Origin of the sequence: Croceivirga sp. JEA036, from assembly GCF_011882165.1 — a bacterium.
Classification (GTDB): Bacteria; Bacteroidota; Bacteroidia; order Flavobacteriales; family Flavobacteriaceae; genus Croceivirga.
Genome location: NZ_JAATON010000004.1, coordinates 168,734 through 186,156 on the forward strand (window position 1 = coordinate 168,734; position 17,423 = coordinate 186,156).

The 17,423-nt window shown below is 36.5% G+C and carries 19 protein-coding genes, 1 other RNA gene and 1 pseudogene; 13 read left to right on the forward strand and 8 right to left on the reverse strand.

What is annotated here, in order from left to right:
- Positions 1 to 44 precede the first annotated feature (44 nt).
- Positions 45 to 194, forward strand: coding sequence for a hypothetical protein (locus HCO57_RS12035; RefSeq protein ID WP_245167587.1), 150 nt, complete (start codon positions 45 to 47; stop codon positions 192 to 194).
- A 98-nt stretch (positions 195 to 292) separates the two neighbouring features.
- On the opposite strand, the gene HCO57_RS12040 is transcribed toward HCO57_RS12035, so the two are convergent.
- From HCO57_RS12040 to HCO57_RS12055, 4 genes are all read right to left on the reverse strand, one after another.
- Positions 293 to 1,069 carry a LytR/AlgR family response regulator transcription factor gene (locus HCO57_RS12040; RefSeq protein WP_167989221.1) on the reverse strand — a complete coding sequence of 259 codons (777 nt, stop codon included), beginning with the start codon at positions 1,067 to 1,069 and terminating at the stop codon, positions 293 to 295.
- A gap of 133 nt (positions 1,070 to 1,202) precedes the next feature.
- Positions 1,203 to 2,267 carry a sensor histidine kinase gene (locus HCO57_RS12045; RefSeq protein ID WP_167989222.1) on the reverse strand — a complete coding sequence of 355 codons (1,065 nt, stop codon included), beginning with the start codon at positions 2,265 to 2,267 and terminating at the stop codon, positions 1,203 to 1,205.
- 25 nt (positions 2,268 to 2,292) lie between these two features.
- A complete protein-coding gene (locus HCO57_RS12050; RefSeq protein WP_167989223.1) occupies positions 2,293 to 3,666 on the reverse strand; it encodes an exonuclease domain-containing protein in 1,374 nt (457 codons plus the stop codon).
- A gap of 155 nt (positions 3,667 to 3,821) precedes the next feature.
- Positions 3,822 to 5,171, reverse strand: coding sequence for an IPT/TIG domain-containing protein (locus tag HCO57_RS12055; protein WP_167989224.1), 1,350 nt, complete (start codon positions 5,169 to 5,171; stop codon positions 3,822 to 3,824).
- A 222-nt stretch (positions 5,172 to 5,393) separates the two neighbouring features.
- Here HCO57_RS12055 and HCO57_RS12060 point away from each other — a divergent pair, with 222 nt between their 5' ends.
- Positions 5,394 to 6,146 (forward strand): hypothetical protein, encoded by a 753-nt coding sequence (locus tag HCO57_RS12060; protein ID WP_167989225.1) that lies wholly within the window; start codon positions 5,394 to 5,396, stop codon positions 6,144 to 6,146.
- A 264-nt stretch (positions 6,147 to 6,410) separates the two neighbouring features.
- The gene (locus HCO57_RS12065) at positions 6,411 to 6,950 is read left to right on the forward strand and encodes a hypothetical protein (protein WP_167989226.1); all 540 of its coding nucleotides are present in this window, start codon (positions 6,411 to 6,413) and stop codon (positions 6,948 to 6,950) included.
- A 44-nt stretch (positions 6,951 to 6,994) separates the two neighbouring features.
- Here HCO57_RS12065 and HCO57_RS16670 read toward each other — a convergent pair.
- A pseudogene (locus HCO57_RS16670) lies at positions 6,995 to 7,189 on the reverse strand (IS110 family transposase); the annotation flags it as partial.
- Between the two features lie 8 nt (positions 7,190 to 7,197).
- Between HCO57_RS16670 and HCO57_RS12070 the strand changes: the two are divergent.
- Together HCO57_RS12070 and HCO57_RS12075 are read left to right on the forward strand one after the other, a co-directional pair.
- Positions 7,198 to 7,383 (forward strand): DUF3137 domain-containing protein, encoded by a 186-nt coding sequence (locus HCO57_RS12070; RefSeq protein ID WP_167989227.1) that lies wholly within the window; start codon positions 7,198 to 7,200, stop codon positions 7,381 to 7,383.
- Between the two features lie 247 nt (positions 7,384 to 7,630).
- Positions 7,631 to 8,296, forward strand: a complete 666-nt coding sequence (locus HCO57_RS12075) for a bifunctional 4-hydroxy-2-oxoglutarate aldolase/2-dehydro-3-deoxy-phosphogluconate aldolase (RefSeq protein WP_167989228.1) — start codon at positions 7,631 to 7,633, stop codon at positions 8,294 to 8,296.
- Between the two features lie 203 nt (positions 8,297 to 8,499).
- Here HCO57_RS12075 and ssrA read toward each other — a convergent pair.
- Positions 8,500 to 8,900, reverse strand: a transfer-messenger RNA (tmRNA) gene (ssrA, locus tag HCO57_RS12080).
- Between the two features lie 270 nt (positions 8,901 to 9,170).
- On the opposite strand from ssrA, the gene HCO57_RS12085 reads away from it, so the two are divergent.
- From HCO57_RS12085 to HCO57_RS12100, 4 genes are all read left to right on the forward strand, one after another.
- Entirely contained in the window at positions 9,171 to 10,370 is a 1,200-nt protein-coding gene (locus tag HCO57_RS12085) for an NAD(P)-dependent oxidoreductase (RefSeq protein ID WP_167989229.1), read from the forward strand.
- A 74-nt stretch (positions 10,371 to 10,444) separates the two neighbouring features.
- Positions 10,445 to 10,714 carry a hypothetical protein gene (locus HCO57_RS12090; RefSeq protein WP_136951153.1) on the forward strand — a complete coding sequence of 90 codons (270 nt, stop codon included), beginning with the start codon at positions 10,445 to 10,447 and terminating at the stop codon, positions 10,712 to 10,714.
- Positions 10,715 to 10,827: 113 nt separating this feature from the next.
- Entirely contained in the window at positions 10,828 to 11,109 is a 282-nt protein-coding gene (locus tag HCO57_RS12095; protein ID WP_167989230.1) for a hypothetical protein, read from the forward strand.
- A gap of 25 nt (positions 11,110 to 11,134) precedes the next feature.
- On the forward strand, positions 11,135 to 11,503 hold the full coding sequence (locus HCO57_RS12100; protein WP_167989231.1) for a DUF1801 domain-containing protein: 369 nt from the start codon (positions 11,135 to 11,137) through the stop codon (positions 11,501 to 11,503).
- 25 nt (positions 11,504 to 11,528) lie between these two features.
- Here the strand turns inward: HCO57_RS12100 and kdsA are convergent, their stop codons facing one another.
- Positions 11,529 to 12,347, reverse strand: a complete 819-nt coding sequence (gene kdsA, locus HCO57_RS12105; protein ID WP_136951150.1) for a 3-deoxy-8-phosphooctulonate synthase — start codon at positions 12,345 to 12,347, stop codon at positions 11,529 to 11,531.
- 70 nt (positions 12,348 to 12,417) lie between these two features.
- Between kdsA and HCO57_RS12110 the strand changes: the two genes are divergently transcribed.
- The 4 genes from HCO57_RS12110 (at position 12,418) to HCO57_RS12125 (ending at position 16,546) form a co-directional block, all read left to right on the forward strand.
- On the forward strand, positions 12,418 to 12,960 hold the full coding sequence (locus tag HCO57_RS12110) for a hypothetical protein (protein ID WP_167989232.1): 543 nt from the start codon (positions 12,418 to 12,420) through the stop codon (positions 12,958 to 12,960).
- A gap of 83 nt (positions 12,961 to 13,043) precedes the next feature.
- Positions 13,044 to 13,634, forward strand: a complete 591-nt coding sequence (locus HCO57_RS12115) for a hypothetical protein (protein WP_167989233.1) — start codon at positions 13,044 to 13,046, stop codon at positions 13,632 to 13,634.
- Positions 13,635 to 13,767: 133 nt separating this feature from the next.
- The gene (typA, locus tag HCO57_RS12120) at positions 13,768 to 15,564 is read left to right on the forward strand and encodes a translational GTPase TypA (RefSeq protein WP_167989234.1); all 1,797 of its coding nucleotides are present in this window, start codon (positions 13,768 to 13,770) and stop codon (positions 15,562 to 15,564) included.
- 82 nt (positions 15,565 to 15,646) lie between these two features.
- Positions 15,647 to 16,546, forward strand: a complete 900-nt coding sequence (locus HCO57_RS12125) for a hypothetical protein (RefSeq protein ID WP_167989235.1) — start codon at positions 15,647 to 15,649, stop codon at positions 16,544 to 16,546.
- Positions 16,547 to 16,616: 70 nt separating this feature from the next.
- Here the strand turns inward: HCO57_RS12125 and ppgK are convergent, their stop codons facing one another.
- On the reverse strand, positions 16,617 to 17,378 hold the full coding sequence (ppgK, locus tag HCO57_RS12130) for a polyphosphate--glucose phosphotransferase (protein WP_167989236.1): 762 nt from the start codon (positions 17,376 to 17,378) through the stop codon (positions 16,617 to 16,619).
- Between the last annotated feature and the right edge of the window lie 45 nt (positions 17,379 to 17,423).

Consider the following 17,423-nt stretch of genomic DNA (forward strand, 5'->3'; position numbering starts at 1 on the left):
GGTAAACTGTTATGTTCAAAGAATTTATTGAAAAACTAGGCGTAATGAACTGCATTATGCTAGTGGTAGTGCTCTCAATTATTGTAGTGTCAGAAATTCTTTTTTTAAGAGGAGAAAAATTAGAAGCAATATTTATTGCTTTTTGGGCGCCTACGATATTAGGATTTATGATTTATTTTAAACTCAATGAATAATGGATTTTATTCTAGTGTATTCCATTATCGTAGCTATAGTATTTGTCGTTTGGCTGATATTTGTAGCAAGGATGTATAAAAAGATGAAAAAATAGTTCTTAAGCAATCCCCTTTAGCCAATTTTTAAAATCCTTTACCCTGTTTCTGCTCACTACTAAATCCAAATCAAAATCGTTTTCTAGTTCTATCAATAGCCTATGGTTGGGATAGTCTTTGACAGATTGTATTACATCAATAGAGATGGTCACTTTTCTATTAATTCTAAAAAAGTACTCTGGGTGTAATAGTCCTTCTAATTTATCTAGCGTATATTCTACCAAATGTTTCGCACCACACTTTTCTACCAAATAGGTACTGCTATTATCAGAATAAAAACAGAAAATATTCTTAGTTTCTATTAGCGTTATTCTATTTTCATTTCTAATTAAAAAACGCTTTTTGTAACTGGGAGGCGTAAAAGAACTTACCATTTGGTCTGTACGTTGTACATAACTTTGGCGTTCAATAGCCTTTAAAGACCAGTATTTGTTTAATGCATCTTGTATATCTTCTAATTTTGGTGGTTTTAGAATATAATCCAAGCTATTGTAGTTAAAGGCATCAATGGCATAGGTATCAAAAGTAGTACAAAAGATAATGGGTTTTTTAATTTGTACCGCATTCAAAATTTCAAAACAAGTGCCATCTCCCAAATGTATGTCCATGAACACCAAATCAAAATTTTCTGCCACTCCAAAGAACTGTAAAGCATCATTTACAGAATCTATTTCTGCCATAATACTATGTGGTTTTCTTGTATCTCGTATTAACTTTTTTAAATAAGCCGTGGAAATAGGCTCATCTTCTACAATTACAATTTTTAGAGAATCTACCATCAACTGCTAAAATAATCAATCATTCTAAATTAAAATCGTCTGCTGTTATCATATGTAAATTAACAACTTATTGTAACCAAGTGCAAAATACGTAAGCCTAAGAAGTTATGCTAAGCTCTATTACGATTTAACATTATACAACAAGCTCTGTTAAGCTTTTTACAATAGGAATTTTTAGTTCAAAATACCTATTATCTCTATGCCATTCTATATTCTTTTTGCAGACTAGTTGATACCGCTTTGCTATATTGTCTAAACCTTGCCCTGTACTTTCTGCCGTTTTGTTCGTTTTTTGAATATTATTTCTGATGATTAGGTGTTTATCGGTATTGTATATGGCAATTACCAATTTTTCCTTTTTAGAAACAGCATTGTGTTTTACCGCATTCTCTATCCCTATTTGTAAGGCCATTGGTACCACGTAGGTGGCGTGTAAGTCATTATCTATTTTTTGTACAAAATCTAAATTAGTTCCATGCCTAATTTGTAACAAACTAGCGTAAGCCTCTATATAGGTTAGTTCTTCTTTTAAAAAGATGAGGTTTTTATTGTTTTGTGAAACCATTCTCTTGTAAAGAAAAGCAAGTTTGTGTAAAAACTCTATGCTCTTTGCATGGTCATTCTCTGTTAAATAAACCATTGTATTAAGGCTGTTAAACAAAAAATGTGGGTCCATTTGTTGCTGTAATGCTTTCAATTGGGCGATTGCATTTTCTCGTTTCAATACTTCTGCATCAATTTTACTTTTGTTTAACTGGTAAATATAGATAAGCACTGTATATAGACTTACATTGCAGATGAGTAGCACTATACCATTTATTAAAAGCGTTTGCATGGTAGGTTGTTGGTAACCAGGCAGCTCATTACCTATGTAAGGTTCTATAAAAATAAGGTAGCCCCCTAAGATAATGCTATAAGGAATAAGCAATAGGGGTAAAGTTAGCCATCTCTTGTTACGGTTTTGATACCCAGGATATTTTTTTAATTGAATAAAATATACCACACGTAAAACCCCTATCAATAAAAGGGTAATGCCACCATATTCTACCCATTTTTTTAAATAAGTGCTAAACGGTAAAGCATACAGAGCGCCTTGGTAAAATAAGGAAAGAAGTATTTGGGTGTTCAAGAAAATAGCGGCTAAGACAAAATATTTATCATCAAAACCAGTATAGGGCTTAGAATTTTTGAACAACATAATTTAGAACATTACCTACGGTAAGTTAAACATAAAGTTGTGCAATTGGTATAAATTCTACTTTATTTCTAAAAGTATTAATAATTTGTCTCGCCTCAATGGTGTTTTGTTGCGGAATTAAAAAAGCTTCTAAATCAGCAATATTGCAAATATTTTGGTCTTTAGGTATAAAACCATAACCACGATATTGTCCTTGTTCTATAAAAACAAAACCTTTTTCTTCTTTATGTCTGCCAGGTAGCGGAATTACAGCTTCTTCTGCGGTGGCTTTAAGATGAGCAATAGCCCTTTTTACTTTGGCGTTGTACGCGCTAATTGCTTCTTGTTTTGCACAAATACCTTCACAATTACTGATGGGAATGTCTTTGCAGATTGCTGCTCCTTGCCGTAGCTGACAATATTTAGGACACAGTTTAAAATCTTCTGCTAGCTGATACAGTAAATCTCTGCAAGCCGTAGGATTGTTCATAACCACTAATGGCGCAGCTACCAATTTTAGATTGTTGTAGCCCAATTGTAAAATGCCAGCTCTATTTTCATAGTAGAAAATAGCAAATTGCTGGTCTTTTCTTTTTTGTGCTCTATTGAATTTTGGAAAGTGTTTTTTAATGCGATGACTCTCCATTAACAAGGCTAAAAATTCGCTCCCAGAAAGCTCAAAATCAATATGGGCAACTGCTCTACAAAGCATAATCTCGTGTTCACTTTTATCATAAAAATGTCCAAGAACTCTTTTTTTTAGGTTTTTAGCTTTGCCAACGTATATAATTTCTCTTTTCTGATTGTAAAAAATATAGATCCCTGGTTTTGCAGGAATTCTTTCTACTTCTGCACGATTTAAATGTGGTGGTAAGGTGGCTTCTTGGCTTTTAGAATTTAGAAATGATGTTACCACTCCTGGAGCCTCTGATTTTTCTAACAACAAATGAAATAGTAATACCGTTGCATGGGCGTCCCCTCTAGCTCGGTGGCGGTCTGTTAAAGGAATAGAAAGACTAGAACATAATTTTCCTAGGCTATACGAATTAAATCCAGGGGTCAACCTTCTACTTAACCTAACTGTGCATAACTTTTTACGCACAAAATCCTGATTCATTTGTTTAAACTCCTCTTTAATAACCCCGTAGTCAAAGTTTACAGCGTGCGCAACAAAAATAGTGTCTTTGGTTATTTCTATAATTTGTGGAGCAATTTCTGCAAACGTTGGTGCATTAGCCACCATAGCATCATCTATACCGGTAAGCGCTGTAATGTGGTAGGGAATGGGCTGTTCAGGATTTACTAAAGAGGTGAATTCTTCTAAAATTACGGTGCCATCGGTTTTAAAGATTGCAATTTCAGTAATTTTATTACCTCTTAATCCATTACCTGTTGTTTCAACATCTATTACCGTGTACAAAGCTACCCTTTCCTTTTAGTTCTTAAAATTAAAAAGAATTAGTGTTCGCCCATGTTAAAAACTAAAAACGGAGGCTTATCTAAGTCAGTTCCCAAAAGCGCATAAAAAACTCCTTGTAAGGATTTACAAGGAGTTTAAAAGTGTTTGCTAGAATTTTAGAAATAGTATTTCAATAATTTGCCATCGGTAATTACCCATAAAATACCATCATTATATAAAATACCTTTACAAGAAGTGGCAGTGGTGTGCATTAGTTGCCAAGAGCTGCCTCCATCTGTGGTAGCAAATATTTCGTTCCCAGAAATATACCAACCTTCGTTGGTGTTTTTAAAGGTAAAATCGTCTATACGGGTATCTTCTTCTTGTACAATTTCATAACTATCGCCGCCATTAATTGATTTTATTAAAACATATTTCTCTGCTCCAGTATCCAAATCTACAATGTAAGCAGAAGCATAGCCCGTAACGCCATCTATAAACTTAATACGCTCTATCCTTTCCCTTGTTCTGTTTCCGGGTTCTATTTGTATGGCACTATCTTCCCAAACCCCATCTTTTAGTCTCAATTGTTTGGCGGGATAGTAATCTAGGTTTTCTGGAAAAGGAAAGGTGTAGCCTGCTAGCCATATTTGATTCTCAGAATGGGCATAAAAGCTCAAAAATTCATAAGTATTGCTTTCTCTGGAATGTATCATGTCAAAAGATTGTGCACCGTTTGTAGACTTGTAGATTCTACCTTCTGCAGAACCAATAATTATGGTTTGTTCGTTTTCATTAACAAACAAACCTCTGGTCCAAGAATTTACATTACTGGGAAAATTCTCAAAAATGGTTTGTGTGCCATCAGCTTTTAGATAAGATAAATAATTTGAGCCCAGAAGGAATTCACCCCCTTGCGGACCAACCAAAAAGTCACCATTTTCCTCGGTAAAAGCATACGCCTGATTAAAAAATGCAATAGAAACACCGCCATTTAAGGTATTGTGCACTTTCATTATGCCAGTTCCACCACCTTCTTCTCTTTTGGCTTCGGTTGAAAAATAAATTTCCTCTTTGCCAGTGGCTTGTATGTTTCTTACTGCGTTAATAGCTTCCAAATAGAATGGATAGGTAATCCATTCACCTTTGGTGTTATCAACTACGGCAATAGGTTGGTAGGTGTCTGCATAGGAAACATTTGTATTTGGCATTTCAATAGCAACAAAAGGGCTGGCGCTAGTTCCTGCAGGTATGGTAAAAGTAAGTTCTGTGGCGGTAGCAGAAATAAGTGTGGCCTCAATATCATCTAGCAAGACTTTAATTTCACTTGCATTGGTGGTAAAATTGGTACCTACAAGAGTTACCTGATCATTGACATAGGCATAAGGTTGTTCAAAGGCTTGTAGCGTAACTTCGGTTGGCGGTTCTGGTTGGTTTACGGTTTCGGTGTCATTGTCTGCATCAGAAGAACAAGAAGTTAAGACCGCAACAAATAAAAAAATAGAAAAGTAATTTTTAATCGACATTTTAGTTAGTTATTATTAATTAAAAATTTTTAACGTTAACATTTTTGTTTTGTTGTGGCTTTAGGTGTGAGTGGTTGTTTTCTTCTTATTTGGATGATTACAGTAGGTAGCTTGGAGGTATAGAAAACAGAAGGTGTAGCGTAATGCTATGGCTTAAGTTAAGCGCAAGATTTTTTATGTTGATAAAAAGAATGTTTTGGTTTTAATTTTATAGCTAGTTTTATGCAAAAGAGATATGCGTTAGCTATGACGGATATTGAATTGTTGCCTGTAATTTTGAAATTCATTAGTTCACTTTTTAAAAAACATCCTGAGCCAGTAAGTGCGGAAACTCTGCGTAGCGTTCTAATGGACTACATTTCGCCCGAAGTTTCCAAAATTGGACTTGAATGGAATGGGAAAAACCAATGGATTGGTCCTTCTGAAAATGGAATAAGGAAAGTGCTAAAGCATCAAGTCGGAAAGGGACTGATGGGGACTTTTATCTGGGGAATGTGCTATGATTTTCTTCCAATGGTAAGCGGAAAAAGAATTGTTCTGCAAAGGACTTTCAAATCAGCAAGACCTCAATTATTTCAATCTTCTGCTACAACCGACAATTTTCTAAACAAAAAATCAGACCTGGAAAATGGAGTAACATCGACCTGGGGAGAAAAGGAGTGTCGAAAATCTATTTCAAAATTATTTGATAAAAGAAAGATAGAAATTTTCGAATGGCTGGAAAAAGGAAAAACAATAGACGGTTCTATTGAAATTGCAAAAAGTCAATTCGACGACAAAGTGTATAATACCCATTGGCCGAATCCAAAATATGTGGCTTCGTTTCTTTTTGCCAAAACAGGCGACCGAACGAAAGGAATGGAAATGCTAATGGATATCGAAAAAGAAAGACCAAGTTTTGAACCCGAAGTTTTTGAAAAACTGAAAAAAAAGATTACTGGAACTATAAAAAACTACAGGCAACACGGTGTATAATTAATTCCTGCAATCAATTATCTTTAGAGACGGGCGGACATTTTCCGTTGGAAAAGTCCGCAACGAAATCATAGCCCAACCGTTGTGCAACATTTGACCAAACAAAGAAATTATGACTGACATACAAAGATTAGAACAAACAATTATTGACTTAATGACGACAATAGAGAGTTTGCAAGCTGACATAAACGAACTCAAAAAATCTAACTCGGAATTGAGCGGAAAACTTTATTTAATAAATGACAGGTTAGATACATTATAAATATGTCAATTTTCAAAAAAATCTTTGGAAAAAAAGAAAACGGATTTTCAGATAAAACGAAATCTCTTGAAGCTATTAAATTAGTTAAGGTCGCTAATGCTTCAGCTGTTACATTTTATATGCCATTAGTCGACGAATTTCCCAAACTGACCTTAATTTCTGACTCTGGACTACTTGATGAATTTGATATTCTTGTAACTACTGCCTCAATTGGAGTAGTAATGACTCAAATAGGATATTCATACAATCCAAGAGAAACCCAAGAATACATTTATGCAATAAATAGAGAAACATCTAATTGGAACTCTCAAAGTTCAAAATTATTGATTGAATTTGGCAGGTACATAAATAATCTAACTTCTGAAAATAAAATCAATAGCTTAAATGAACTTTCAGAAGCAATTGGTGCTTGGATATTTATGGAATTATACGAGAATAACCCTCATAATGTTGAGTTAGAGGAATTCACTAATTCAAGAAAATTGTTCTTTGTTTTAGGAACAATGATAACCGAAAGATTTTCTAATTATTGGAATAAATAAAAACACTATACACAACAAAGAACTGAGTTAAAAAACAAGTTCTTTTAGTTCAATTTCGACACATATTTCTCATCGTAAGGTATTCCGGATTTTGCAATAGCAAAAGCCTGTTTCAAAAGCTTGTTGCATACCGCTATCAAAGCAAGTTTTTTGCTTTTTCCCTTAGCTACTATGCGTTCATAGATTGCTTTGCATTGTTTGTTGTACTTACAAGCTGAAAAAGCGCATAAAAACAAAAGATTTATCCATGACGTTAAAAAATGGTAAGTTATATTTGGCGGTACCAATGAACAAAGACTTTTTTGAGAACATTACGGTAGAAGAGAAAGTAGTTAAAGTAAATTCTCTAGAAGCTATTAAGGAGGACTTAAATGTAGTCCAGAATTCAATTACAGAGCTTAATATTAGCAATCGTATTTGGACAAAAGCATAGTAATTGCTTAGATATACTTCACCTTAAAATCCACAACTACTAGATAAAAACTGTACACTGTTTACTTTGAACCCTTTACTTATTGGGTTTGCAATGTTTTAAAATTTGTATAGAAAGACTCTGGTTGTTGTTCTTTTAGGACTTATTTACATTAGTTCTCTTCGGTTTCTTATAAAGCACGGGTTAGAACCTGTTAATTGTTTGGAGCTAGAGCAAGCCATGTACGTTTAAATATAAAATATACCAAATGAGTTCTTTTTCAGAATCCCTTTTTAAAACAACACCTGTGGTTGGTATTCTTAGGGGGTATACAGTAAAACAGGTAATGCAGATTGCAGAAGTATATGCTGATGCTGGGTTTACTAATTTAGAAATTACCATGAATACGCCGAATGCGCTTCAAATCATTGAAGAATTAGCAAGAACCTTTAAAACGCAATTAAATATAGGGGCAGGTACTGTTTTAGATGCCAAGCAAGTAGATGCAGTTGTAGCAGTAGGAGGGCAATTTATTGTATCGCCAGTGGTAGATATGGCAGTTATAGCGCATTGTGTTGCTAAAGCAGTGCCTATTTTTCCTGGAGCTTATTCGCCCACAGAAATTTATACTGCTTCAAAAGCAGGGGCTAGAATGGTCAAGGTTTTTCCTGCAACCCAGCTTGGGCCAAAATATATAGCAGATGTATTGGCTCCACTAGACCAAATAGAACTTATGCCCACCGCAGGTGTCACAATAGATAATCTAAGTCCATTTGCCCAAGCAGGGGCAAAGGCATTTGGTATGGGGGGTAATCTTTTTAAACCAGATTTAATTGCTGCGGAAGATTGGCTAGGGCTAAAAGCGCATTTAGTTCACTTTAAGGAAAAGCTAGAGCAGGCTTTCAATTCTATAAAATGGTATTGCAGTTGTTAACCCTCAACGGGTACAATTAGTTGTGCTAAAATGTAGAAATAAACAAAAAAGCCACCTATTAGGTGGCTTTTTAAGTGGAGCCGGGGACGGCCAAACGTTAAGAAAAGGTCTGGTAGACCTTTTTAGTGCAGGAGCGAGCCTGCCGCCCAGGCCTTTGAATACCGTAGGTAAAATGCAAAAAGCCACCCGTAAGGTGGCTTTTAAAGTGGAGCCGGGGAGAATCGAACTCCCGTCCAAACAAGCAATAACTGAGCTTTCTACATGCTTAGTCTTGGTTCATTTTTCGACTTAAGACCGACCCAAAACCGCCTATCTTAAGCTTAGCTTCTTTAGTTTAGAATTGTTACCGAAGCACAAACAATTCGGTGTTGACTTTTATGGTGCTCCTAAACTGGTCGCCATCAACAAGGGCTACCATGGAACATTCAGCTTTCGCGCCTTGCGCGACTAGGCTTGGACTTACTATAATTCAGTCAATTAAGCAGCTAAAGCGTAGTTAGACTCGCCATTTAAAAAAGTTGAGACATTGTATTTACGAGCATCATTCCCATAGCTCGGCATGCTTACACCGCCATTGGTCTTGCTGTCAAAACCAGTCGGCCCCATTAGTAAGTCAGTAAAAAAATACTGCCCACTTTTTTCAAAGAACGGTAGGGCGTTCCCTGCCTTGGCAGGTCGGGCTTTTGGCAGTCGCTTTCTATTTATCCTTTTCAAGAGTAAAAAGAAGAGCTCCAACAAAGCCGCAATCCCTAACGCACATTTTCCCTTTCGGGAAAACGGACCGCAAAGGTAATAGTATTTCACCAAACAACTAAAAAGTTTGTACAACCTTAGCAATCTAGGTAATTTAGACAAAAATTATACCACAACTGCAATGAAATTCGGAATCATACAAGAACGTAAAAATCCACCAGACAAGCGCGTAGTGTTGCCGCCAGCATTATGCCAAACCGTCATGGAAACCTATCCAGAGGCACAACTCGTTGTAGAGCCGTCATCTATTCGGGTGTTTACAGACCAGGAATATTTAGATGCAGGAGTGCCGGTACAAGATGCTATGGAAAGTTGTGATGTACTTTTAGGTGTAAAAGAAGTGCCGATAAACGCATTGCTACCCAATAAAAAATACTTTTTCTTTTCGCATACCATAAAAAAGCAACCTTACAATAGAGATTTGCTTAGGGCTATATTAGATAAGAATATAGAATTGTATGATCATGAAGTAATTACCAATACCCAGGGCCAACGTTTAGTAGCCTTTGGTAGGTATGCAGGTATTGTAGGTGCTTATAATGGGATAAGAGCATTTGGTCTCAAAGAACAATCTTTTAACTTACCCAAAGCAGAAAACCTTAAGGACCAAGCTGCATTAATCACAGAACTCAAAAAAATAACATTGCCAGCCATTAAAATTGTGCTTACTGGTATGGGCAGAGTAGGTAATGGTGCTAAAGAAATGCTAGATGGTATGGGTATTAAAGAGGTTAGCGTTGCAGACTATTTAATTAAAGAATATCAAGAGGCCGTGTATTGCCAAATAGATGTATTGGATTATAATAAACCTAAAGACGGTTCAGATGGGGATAAGCAAGCGTTTTTTAATGATCCATCTGGATACGAATCTAATTTCTTCCGTTTTGCAAAAGTGTCAAACATGTTCATTGCAGGGCATTTTTATGGAGATGGAGCACCGTACTTATTTACTAGAGAAGATGCAAAGCACCCAGATTTTAAGATAAAGGTTGTAGCAGATATAAGTTGTGATATAGATGGGCCAGTGGCAAGTACCATTAAACCATCTACCATTGCAGAACCCATTTACGGTTATGATGCCCAAACGGAGAAAGAAGTAGATTTCTTACACAAAGACGCTATTGCAGTAATGGCTGTAGATAATTTGCCTGCAGAATTACCTAGAGATGCTAGTGGGGGCTTTGGAGAAGCATTTATGACACACGTAATTCCTGCCTTTTTTAATAATGATAAAGACGGTATCTTAGAAAGAGCAAGGATGACGAAGGGTGGGCAATTAACGCAGCGATACCAATATCTTGCTGATTATGTGTTGGGTTAAATTTAAAGAGTTATAAAAAAATTTGCATTTATGTTAAATAAATGTAAATTTGACCTTTCTTTTACGTTAATCAAATGTATTTTAATTGGATTCAATCTCCAGAGGCTTCCGCTGACTTTTATGAAGCGAAGAGGGAAATGGAGTACGCAATACGACCAAAAATCGTGCGTATATTACTAGCAACTTTTGAAGATGAATGTTGCACAGATTTTTCTTGTTTCTATTTTGATGTAGACTTGGACCAGAGAATTGTGCGTATTGCAAAGGATACCCCAAAGGAATATAAGAAAAAAATTAAGAAGGCCTTTAAAGCGGAGTTTGGTAAAGTGCCTGTAGCTTTTTAATTAGACATCGTTGTTTTAAGGGGAAAATTAATCCCTTTACCGATTAGGATTTATAACCAATTGATAATAAGGGTATTTTTTGTACTTTGTTCCAAGATAAACACAATTAAAAAGTGAAAATTAATTGGATATATAATCCAACAACCAGAGAGGCTCAAGAAAAGAAGCGTATAGAGTTGGAGTATCTTATACGCCCTAAACTATTTCGTTACCTATTAGAGCATTTTGACCAAGATTGTAGTGGAGATTTTTCTTCTTTCAGTTTTAATGTACACATAGAATCTGGTAAAATAGAGGTAGCAAAGGAAACACCACTCAAATACAGAGAAAACGGCTTCAAAAACTTTAATGCTTTTATGAATGGGGAGCGTAGTAAGTTAGATTTGGTAAATTAACAATTTTAATGCCTGTGAGAATAAAATGAATCCAGCCGAGGCCTACATACTTAATCAACCAGAACCGTACCGTAGCATACTACTTCACTTACAAATGACCATACAAAGCTTAGTACCAGATGTGGAACTCAAATACAAATGGAATATACCCTGTTTTTATGTGGGTAAAAGCCCAATTTGTTATTTAAATGCTTCGCACAAAAACAAATATGTTGACATCGCTTTTTGGAATTCCGCACATTTGACCAAGCATTTAGACAAAATGAATTCCGAAAATCGTAAAGTGGTAAAATCACTCCGGTATTCTTCTCTAGAAGCAATAGATGACCAAGTTTTGCATGAGGTGTTAGAAGAGGCATATTCTTTAAGGGGAAACGGATTCTATAAAATTTAATAATGCTGGTTGCGAATTAGGCAACTTATAAAGAATTGATGGTTCTTTTTATAGCGGTTAAATCCGTAAGAACTTTCTCTAAAAGACTTAAATCGAGCATATTTGCGCCATCACTTTTTGCGTTTTTTGGGTCAAAGTGTGTTTCCATAAAGATGCCATCTACGCCTGCAGCAATACCTGCTCTTGCCATAGTGCCAATTAATGCCGGCCTACCACCAGTAACGCCAGAAGCTTGGTTGGGTTGCTGTAAAGAGTGGGTTACATCTAAGACCACTGGAGCATATTGCTTCATAGTGGGTACGCCTCTAAAATCTACAATCATATCTTGATAACCGAACATGGTACCACGGTCCGTAATCCAAACTTGGTCATTATTACTTTCCTTAACTTTATTTACGGCGTGTTGCATGCTTTCTGGGCTCATAAACTGTCCCTTTTTTAAGTTTACAACTTTTCCAGTTTCAGCGGCAGCAACTACTAAATCTGTTTGTCTTACCAAAAAAGCGGGAATCTGTAATACATCTACATATGCTGCAGCCATGGCTGCATCCGAGATTTCATGTATATCCGTTATAGTAGGTACTTCAAATGTTTCGGAAACTTTTCTAAGGATTTTAAGTGCTTTTTCATCGCCAATTCCAGTAAAAGAATCTACTCTGCTGCGGTTGGCTTTTTTAAAACTTCCTTTAAATACATAGGGTATCTTAAGCTTGTCCGTTACCGTAACAATATGCTCCGCAATACGCATGGCCATGTCTTCGCCCTCGATGGCACAGGGGCCAGATAGTAAAAAAAAGTTATCGCTTTGGGCATGTTTTAGTTGCGGTATTAAAGAAAGATTCATAATGTAGTATTTTGACAAAGATACTTTTTTGGCTCATTATTTGATAGCCTAAATGCTTAAACAATCCATCATGAAAATCATTTACACCACACTATTGGCCATAGGGCTAATTATGCCTGTTATGGCACAGAATAGACAGGTAGAAGAATCGCAAATAACACTTAATCTGCTGTTGCCTGGAGTAATTTATGAGGCAGCGGTAGGAGACAAATCTACCATGGCTCTAGAAGGAACGATTGGCTTTCAGTATGTGGAATCTTCATTTTCAGAAAGTGGTTTTGGTATTTACCCGATTGGTCGTTTGCAGTACCGCAACTACTTAAATTTTGATAGAAGATTGTCTAAAGGCAAGAATATTGCCGGTAATTCTGGGAATTATATAGCGCCATTGTTGGCGGTACAAGGCGGAAAGGCATTTATTGGCGATTTGGATTTTTACGAGGATTATTTTGCCTTGGCAGGTGCAGTATACGGATTGCAGCGTACGGGTAAGAAAGGTTTGCAGTTTCGGTTTGAAGTGGGGCCTGCATATCTCTTTTCAGAATACGATGGCGGTTTTGCCATAGCTACAGCACTAAAACTGGGCTTTGTGTTGGGGAAGTCAAGACGATAACTTATCAGTTAAAATCCTAAAAATTAGCTAAAGCCGACTGAAATAGGGTATAAGAAAATTATCTTATGCCCTAAACAACCATCATGAAACGTATTTTTTGGCTAGTACTTTGCCTTTCGGCATTACCAACCTTACAGGCGCAGTATCGCTTAAGTGAAAAAGGTACTGGGTTATTACATTTAGAAAAACACCAAGTAACTTTTAACCTTTTAGGACCTGGATTTAGATATGAAATTGGTTTACTACGTAATGTAACCGCATCTACCAGTTTTTCACCTGGCCTGGCAACATATCAAGAAGGATACACTTTTGGTTACGCATGGCATACTCGTATTAGGTATTACCATAACATTCAAAAACGTTTGGATGCCAACAAAAATGTAATAGGCAATTCGGCCAACTATTTGGCTCCAGCCCGTTCTATCTTCTGGGGAAAACTACAATTGTCTCAAAATATGGCACCGGATAAAGACTTTGCAGTGGCATTTTATGGTGGGGTTTACGGCATACAACGTACCAATAAAAAAGGATTTAATTACAGTATAGAAGCGGGTTATGGTTATTACCGTGGCGATGGTGTTTTAAATGGTCATGGGCCAATGCTAAACTTCACTTTTGGTTGGGTGGCCACCAAACGCAGAAAGCAACAGGCAGATTTTGGAGTAAGTTACTAAGGGTTCTATTTTTTCAATTAAAGGGAATAATAGACTTAAATAGCCTTAAAATCCCAAAATCAGATTATTTTTTTGTTAGGTAAAATAAGAATGCAAAAAAAACAATGTAATTTTGCGCCCTTATTATCAGAAGATGCAGAAAATCAAGAACATCGCTATCATAGCGCACGTAGACCACGGTAAAACTACCCTGGTAGACAAAATTATGTTTCACTGTCAGTTGTTTCGTGAGAACGAAAACAAAGGAGATTTAATCTTGGACAACAACGATTTGGAACGAGAAAGAGGAATTACAATTGTTTCTAAGAACGTTTCCGTTATCTATAAGGATACCAAAATTAATATCATTGATACTCCTGGTCACGCCGATTTTGGTGGTGAGGTAGAGCGTGTTTTAAACATGGCAGATGGTGTTCTTTTGTTGGTAGATGCTTTTGAAGGTCCTATGCCACAAACACGTTTTGTGTTGCAAAAGGCCATTGAATTAGGGTTAAAACCTTGTGTTGTTGTAAACAAGGTAGATAAAGAAAACTGTGACCCAGAAGGTGTACACGAAAAGGTGTTTGACCTAATGTTTGAGTTGGGTGCAGAAGAATGGCAATTAGACTTCCCTACCGTATATGGTTCTGCAAAGAACAACTGGATGGGTGAGGATTGGAAAAAACCAACCGAAAATATTGAGCCATTATTAGATATGGTGCTAGACCACGTTCCAGAATTTAAACCAGAACAGGGTACTACACAGATGTTAATCACTTCTTTAGATTTCTCCTCTTTTACAGGGAGAATTGCTATTGGTAGATTACAGCGTGGCACTTTAAAAGAAGGACAACAAGTATCATTGGTTAAGCGAGACGGTAAAGTTGTAAAGTCTAAAATAAAAGAACTATACGTTTTTGAAGGTTTAGGACGTGTAAAAGTAGAGCAAATTCAAACCGGAGATATCTGTGCTATTGTAGGTATGGAAGGTTTTGAAATTGGAGATACCGTTGCAGATATAGAAAATCCAGAAGCGCTTAAGACTATTGCTATAGACGAGCCTACCATGAGTATGTTATTTACTATTAATGACAGTCCATTCTTTGGTAAAGACGGTAAGTTCGTTACTTCTAGACACATTAAAGAACGTCTAGAAAAAGAATTAGAGAAGAACTTGGCGCTAAGAGTGCAAGAAACAGATAGCGCAGATAAATTTTTAGTATTTGGGCGTGGGGTGTTACACTTATCTGTACTAATAGAAACCATGCGTAGAGAAGGGTACGAGTTGCAAATTGGTCAGCCGCAGGTAATTATTAAGGAGGTAGATGGTGTTAAATGCGAGCCAATAGAGCAATTGACAATAGATTTACCAGAAGAAGTATCTGGTAAAGCTGTAGAAATGGTATCTGTACGTAAAGGTGAAATGGTGAGTATGGAAGCCAAAGGTTCGCGTATGTTGTGCGAATTTATGATTCCGTCTAGAGGTATTATTGGTTTAAGAAACCAGTTATTAACTGCAACAGCTGGTGAAGCTATAATGGCACACCGTTTTGTGGAATACCAACCACTTAAAGGAGACATTGCAGGTAGAATCAACGGTTCTCTTGTTTCTATGGAAACCGGTACTGCAATTCCTTATTCTATTGATAAATTACAAGATAGAGGTAAATTCTTTGTAGATCCAGGAGAGGATATTTATGAGGGCCAGGTAATAGGTGAAAATTCACGCCAAGATGATATGACGGTAAACGTTACTAAAACCAAAAAGCTGTCTAACGTACGCTCTTCAGGAGCAGATGATAAGGCTAAGATTGTACCAGCAATTAAATTTTCTCTAGAAGAAGCCTTGGAATACATACAGAAAGATGAATATGTAGAGGTTACGCCAAACCACTTAAGGTTAAGAAAGGTATTTCTTAAAGAGGTAGACAGAAAACGTAACAAAGTATAAGTTTAAGCCCCGATTTTAATCGGGGCTTTTTTTTGAAAGGTTTTTAAATATACGCCGACTACCAAAGCTTAAAATGGACAAAATGAAACACTTAATTAAACAGATAGGGGTGACCGCCCTATTAATCAGTACAATAGCTTGTAAAGAGCAAAAAAAAGAAAACGAAGAAAATGTTCTACCAGATCCAACAGTGGTAGAAAATAGTGTAGCCATACCAGATACATGGATTACAAATAGGGTTAAAAAAGCAAAGGAACGCCTAACAGCTTCTTCGGCTGGTACTGTAATTTGGAAGTCCATGGAAGCGCACGGTGGTTTAGCTACTTGGTTTGAAAATGGGCCCTTGGGTATGCGTTTTAATTACCAGCCTTTAGAAAAAGATAAAACACAGCGCGACAGTTATGAAATTGTAGACCCATGGAACAATAGGGTAGTGCATACCAGTACTACAGATAAAGAGGCCACGTTTGGTTATACTGGAGAAATAGCATGGATAAAAGCAGATTCAACCGCTTTTGCTTATGATACCAAATTTTGGGCTTTAACACCACTTTATTTAATGGGACACCCGTTTGTAGAAGATGGGGAGGGCGTTAATTTAGAATTATTGCCAGATGCTACTTATAAAGATAAGAACACCAAGGTTGTTAAAGTGACATATGATGCGGGTACAGGAGATGCTCCAGACGATTACTATATTTTACATTTTGATGCAGAGACGTATTTGCTAATGGCAACTAGATATATTGTTTCTTATCCTGAATACTTTAAAGATGGTGGCCACAATCCAGAAAAATTTATGGAGGTTGGTGAATTAGTAGATGTGGACGGAGTTCTATTGCCTAGTTTATTGAAAACGCATTGGACGGTAGATGGTATGCCGGGAGAATACATTACCAAAATCGAAATTAGCGATATGGAGTTTGTAACCGAATTGCCTAAAGATTTCTTTGAAATGCCAGAAGGAGCAAAGAAACTCTAAGTATAAGTAGCATCATAATTAAAAAAAAACCGAGCATCAGCCCGGTTTTTTTGTATACAAGTGTATTTTTTTATTTGACTAGATGACCATGATGATGCTCTTTTAGGCAAGCAATTGCAGCGCCAATAATTCCTGCATGGTTCATTAATTCAGCTTTTACAATATGGGTTTCAGTATCTAGTAGATGACCAAAATCGTTCCATTTTTTAGAAATACCACCCCCTACAATTAACAAGTCTGGATTCACCAACAATTCTACGTAGTTCAGAAATTTATTAAAACGTTTTGCCCATTTTTCCATAGACAAATCGTCACGTTCTTTAGCAAAGTTAGAGGCATAGAGTTCTATCTTTTTATATTTTTTGTAGGGAATCTGCCCCAGCTCAAAATTTGGTAATAGTTGTCCATTAAAAAATGCACCGCTTCCCAATCCTGTGCCTACCGTAAGCATTATTACTAAGCCATCTTTGCCTTTGCCAACACCGTAATTCATTGAGGCATAACCAGCTGCATCAGCATCGTTAAGTACGGTAAATTCGTGCCCCGTAGCTGCCGTAAAAAGCTCATCTATATTAACGCCAACCCAGCTTTTGTGTAAGTTTCCGTTAGATTTACACACCCCATTTTTTACAATAGAAGGAAAGCCACAACCCACAGGGCCTTCATAATCAAAATGGTCCGTAATTTCCTTAATCACTTTAGCCATGTCATCTGGCTTTTTAGATTTTGGGGTGGGTACCCTAAATCGCTCCGTTATCATTTCTCCGGTTTCCGCATTCACAATGGCACCTTTCATTCCAGTACCGCCAATATCTATCCCTAGAAGCTTCATATAGGAAATTTTAAAATAATTTTAACAAAGAAACAAAACGTATAG

Coding starts and splice junctions, on each gene's coding strand:
- HCO57_RS12125 (WP_167989235.1), top strand. CDS start 15,647: ATGAAACACTTAATTAAACAGATAGGGGTGACCGCCCTATTAATCAGT.
- HCO57_RS12100 (WP_167989231.1), top strand. CDS start 11,135: ATGAATCCAGCCGAGGCCTACATACTTAATCAACCAGAACCGTACCGT.
- HCO57_RS12040 (WP_167989221.1), bottom strand. CDS start 1,069: ATGGTAGATTCTCTAAAAATTGTAATTGTAGAAGATGAGCCTATTTCC.
- HCO57_RS12090 (WP_136951153.1), top strand. CDS start 10,445: ATGTATTTTAATTGGATTCAATCTCCAGAGGCTTCCGCTGACTTTTAT.
- HCO57_RS12115 (WP_167989233.1), top strand. CDS start 13,044: ATGAAACGTATTTTTTGGCTAGTACTTTGCCTTTCGGCATTACCAACC.
- HCO57_RS12075 (WP_167989228.1), top strand. CDS start 7,631: ATGAGTTCTTTTTCAGAATCCCTTTTTAAAACAACACCTGTGGTTGGT.
- HCO57_RS12035 (WP_245167587.1), top strand. CDS start 45: ATGAACTGCATTATGCTAGTGGTAGTGCTCTCAATTATTGTAGTGTCA.
- HCO57_RS12045 (WP_167989222.1), bottom strand. CDS start 2,267: ATGTTGTTCAAAAATTCTAAGCCCTATACTGGTTTTGATGATAAATAT.
- HCO57_RS12060 (WP_167989225.1), top strand. CDS start 5,394: ATGCAAAAGAGATATGCGTTAGCTATGACGGATATTGAATTGTTGCCT.
- ppgK (WP_167989236.1), bottom strand. CDS start 17,378: ATGAAGCTTCTAGGGATAGATATTGGCGGTACTGGAATGAAAGGTGCC.
- kdsA (WP_136951150.1), bottom strand. CDS start 12,347: ATGAATCTTTCTTTAATACCGCAACTAAAACATGCCCAAAGCGATAAC.
- HCO57_RS12070 (WP_167989227.1), top strand. CDS start 7,198: ATGACGTTAAAAAATGGTAAGTTATATTTGGCGGTACCAATGAACAAA.
- HCO57_RS12110 (WP_167989232.1), top strand. CDS start 12,418: ATGAAAATCATTTACACCACACTATTGGCCATAGGGCTAATTATGCCT.
- HCO57_RS12065 (WP_167989226.1), top strand. CDS start 6,411: ATGTCAATTTTCAAAAAAATCTTTGGAAAAAAAGAAAACGGATTTTCA.
- typA (WP_167989234.1), top strand. CDS start 13,768: ATGCAGAAAATCAAGAACATCGCTATCATAGCGCACGTAGACCACGGT.
- HCO57_RS12055 (WP_167989224.1), bottom strand. CDS start 5,171: ATGTCGATTAAAAATTACTTTTCTATTTTTTTATTTGTTGCGGTCTTA.
- HCO57_RS12085 (WP_167989229.1), top strand. CDS start 9,171: ATGAAATTCGGAATCATACAAGAACGTAAAAATCCACCAGACAAGCGC.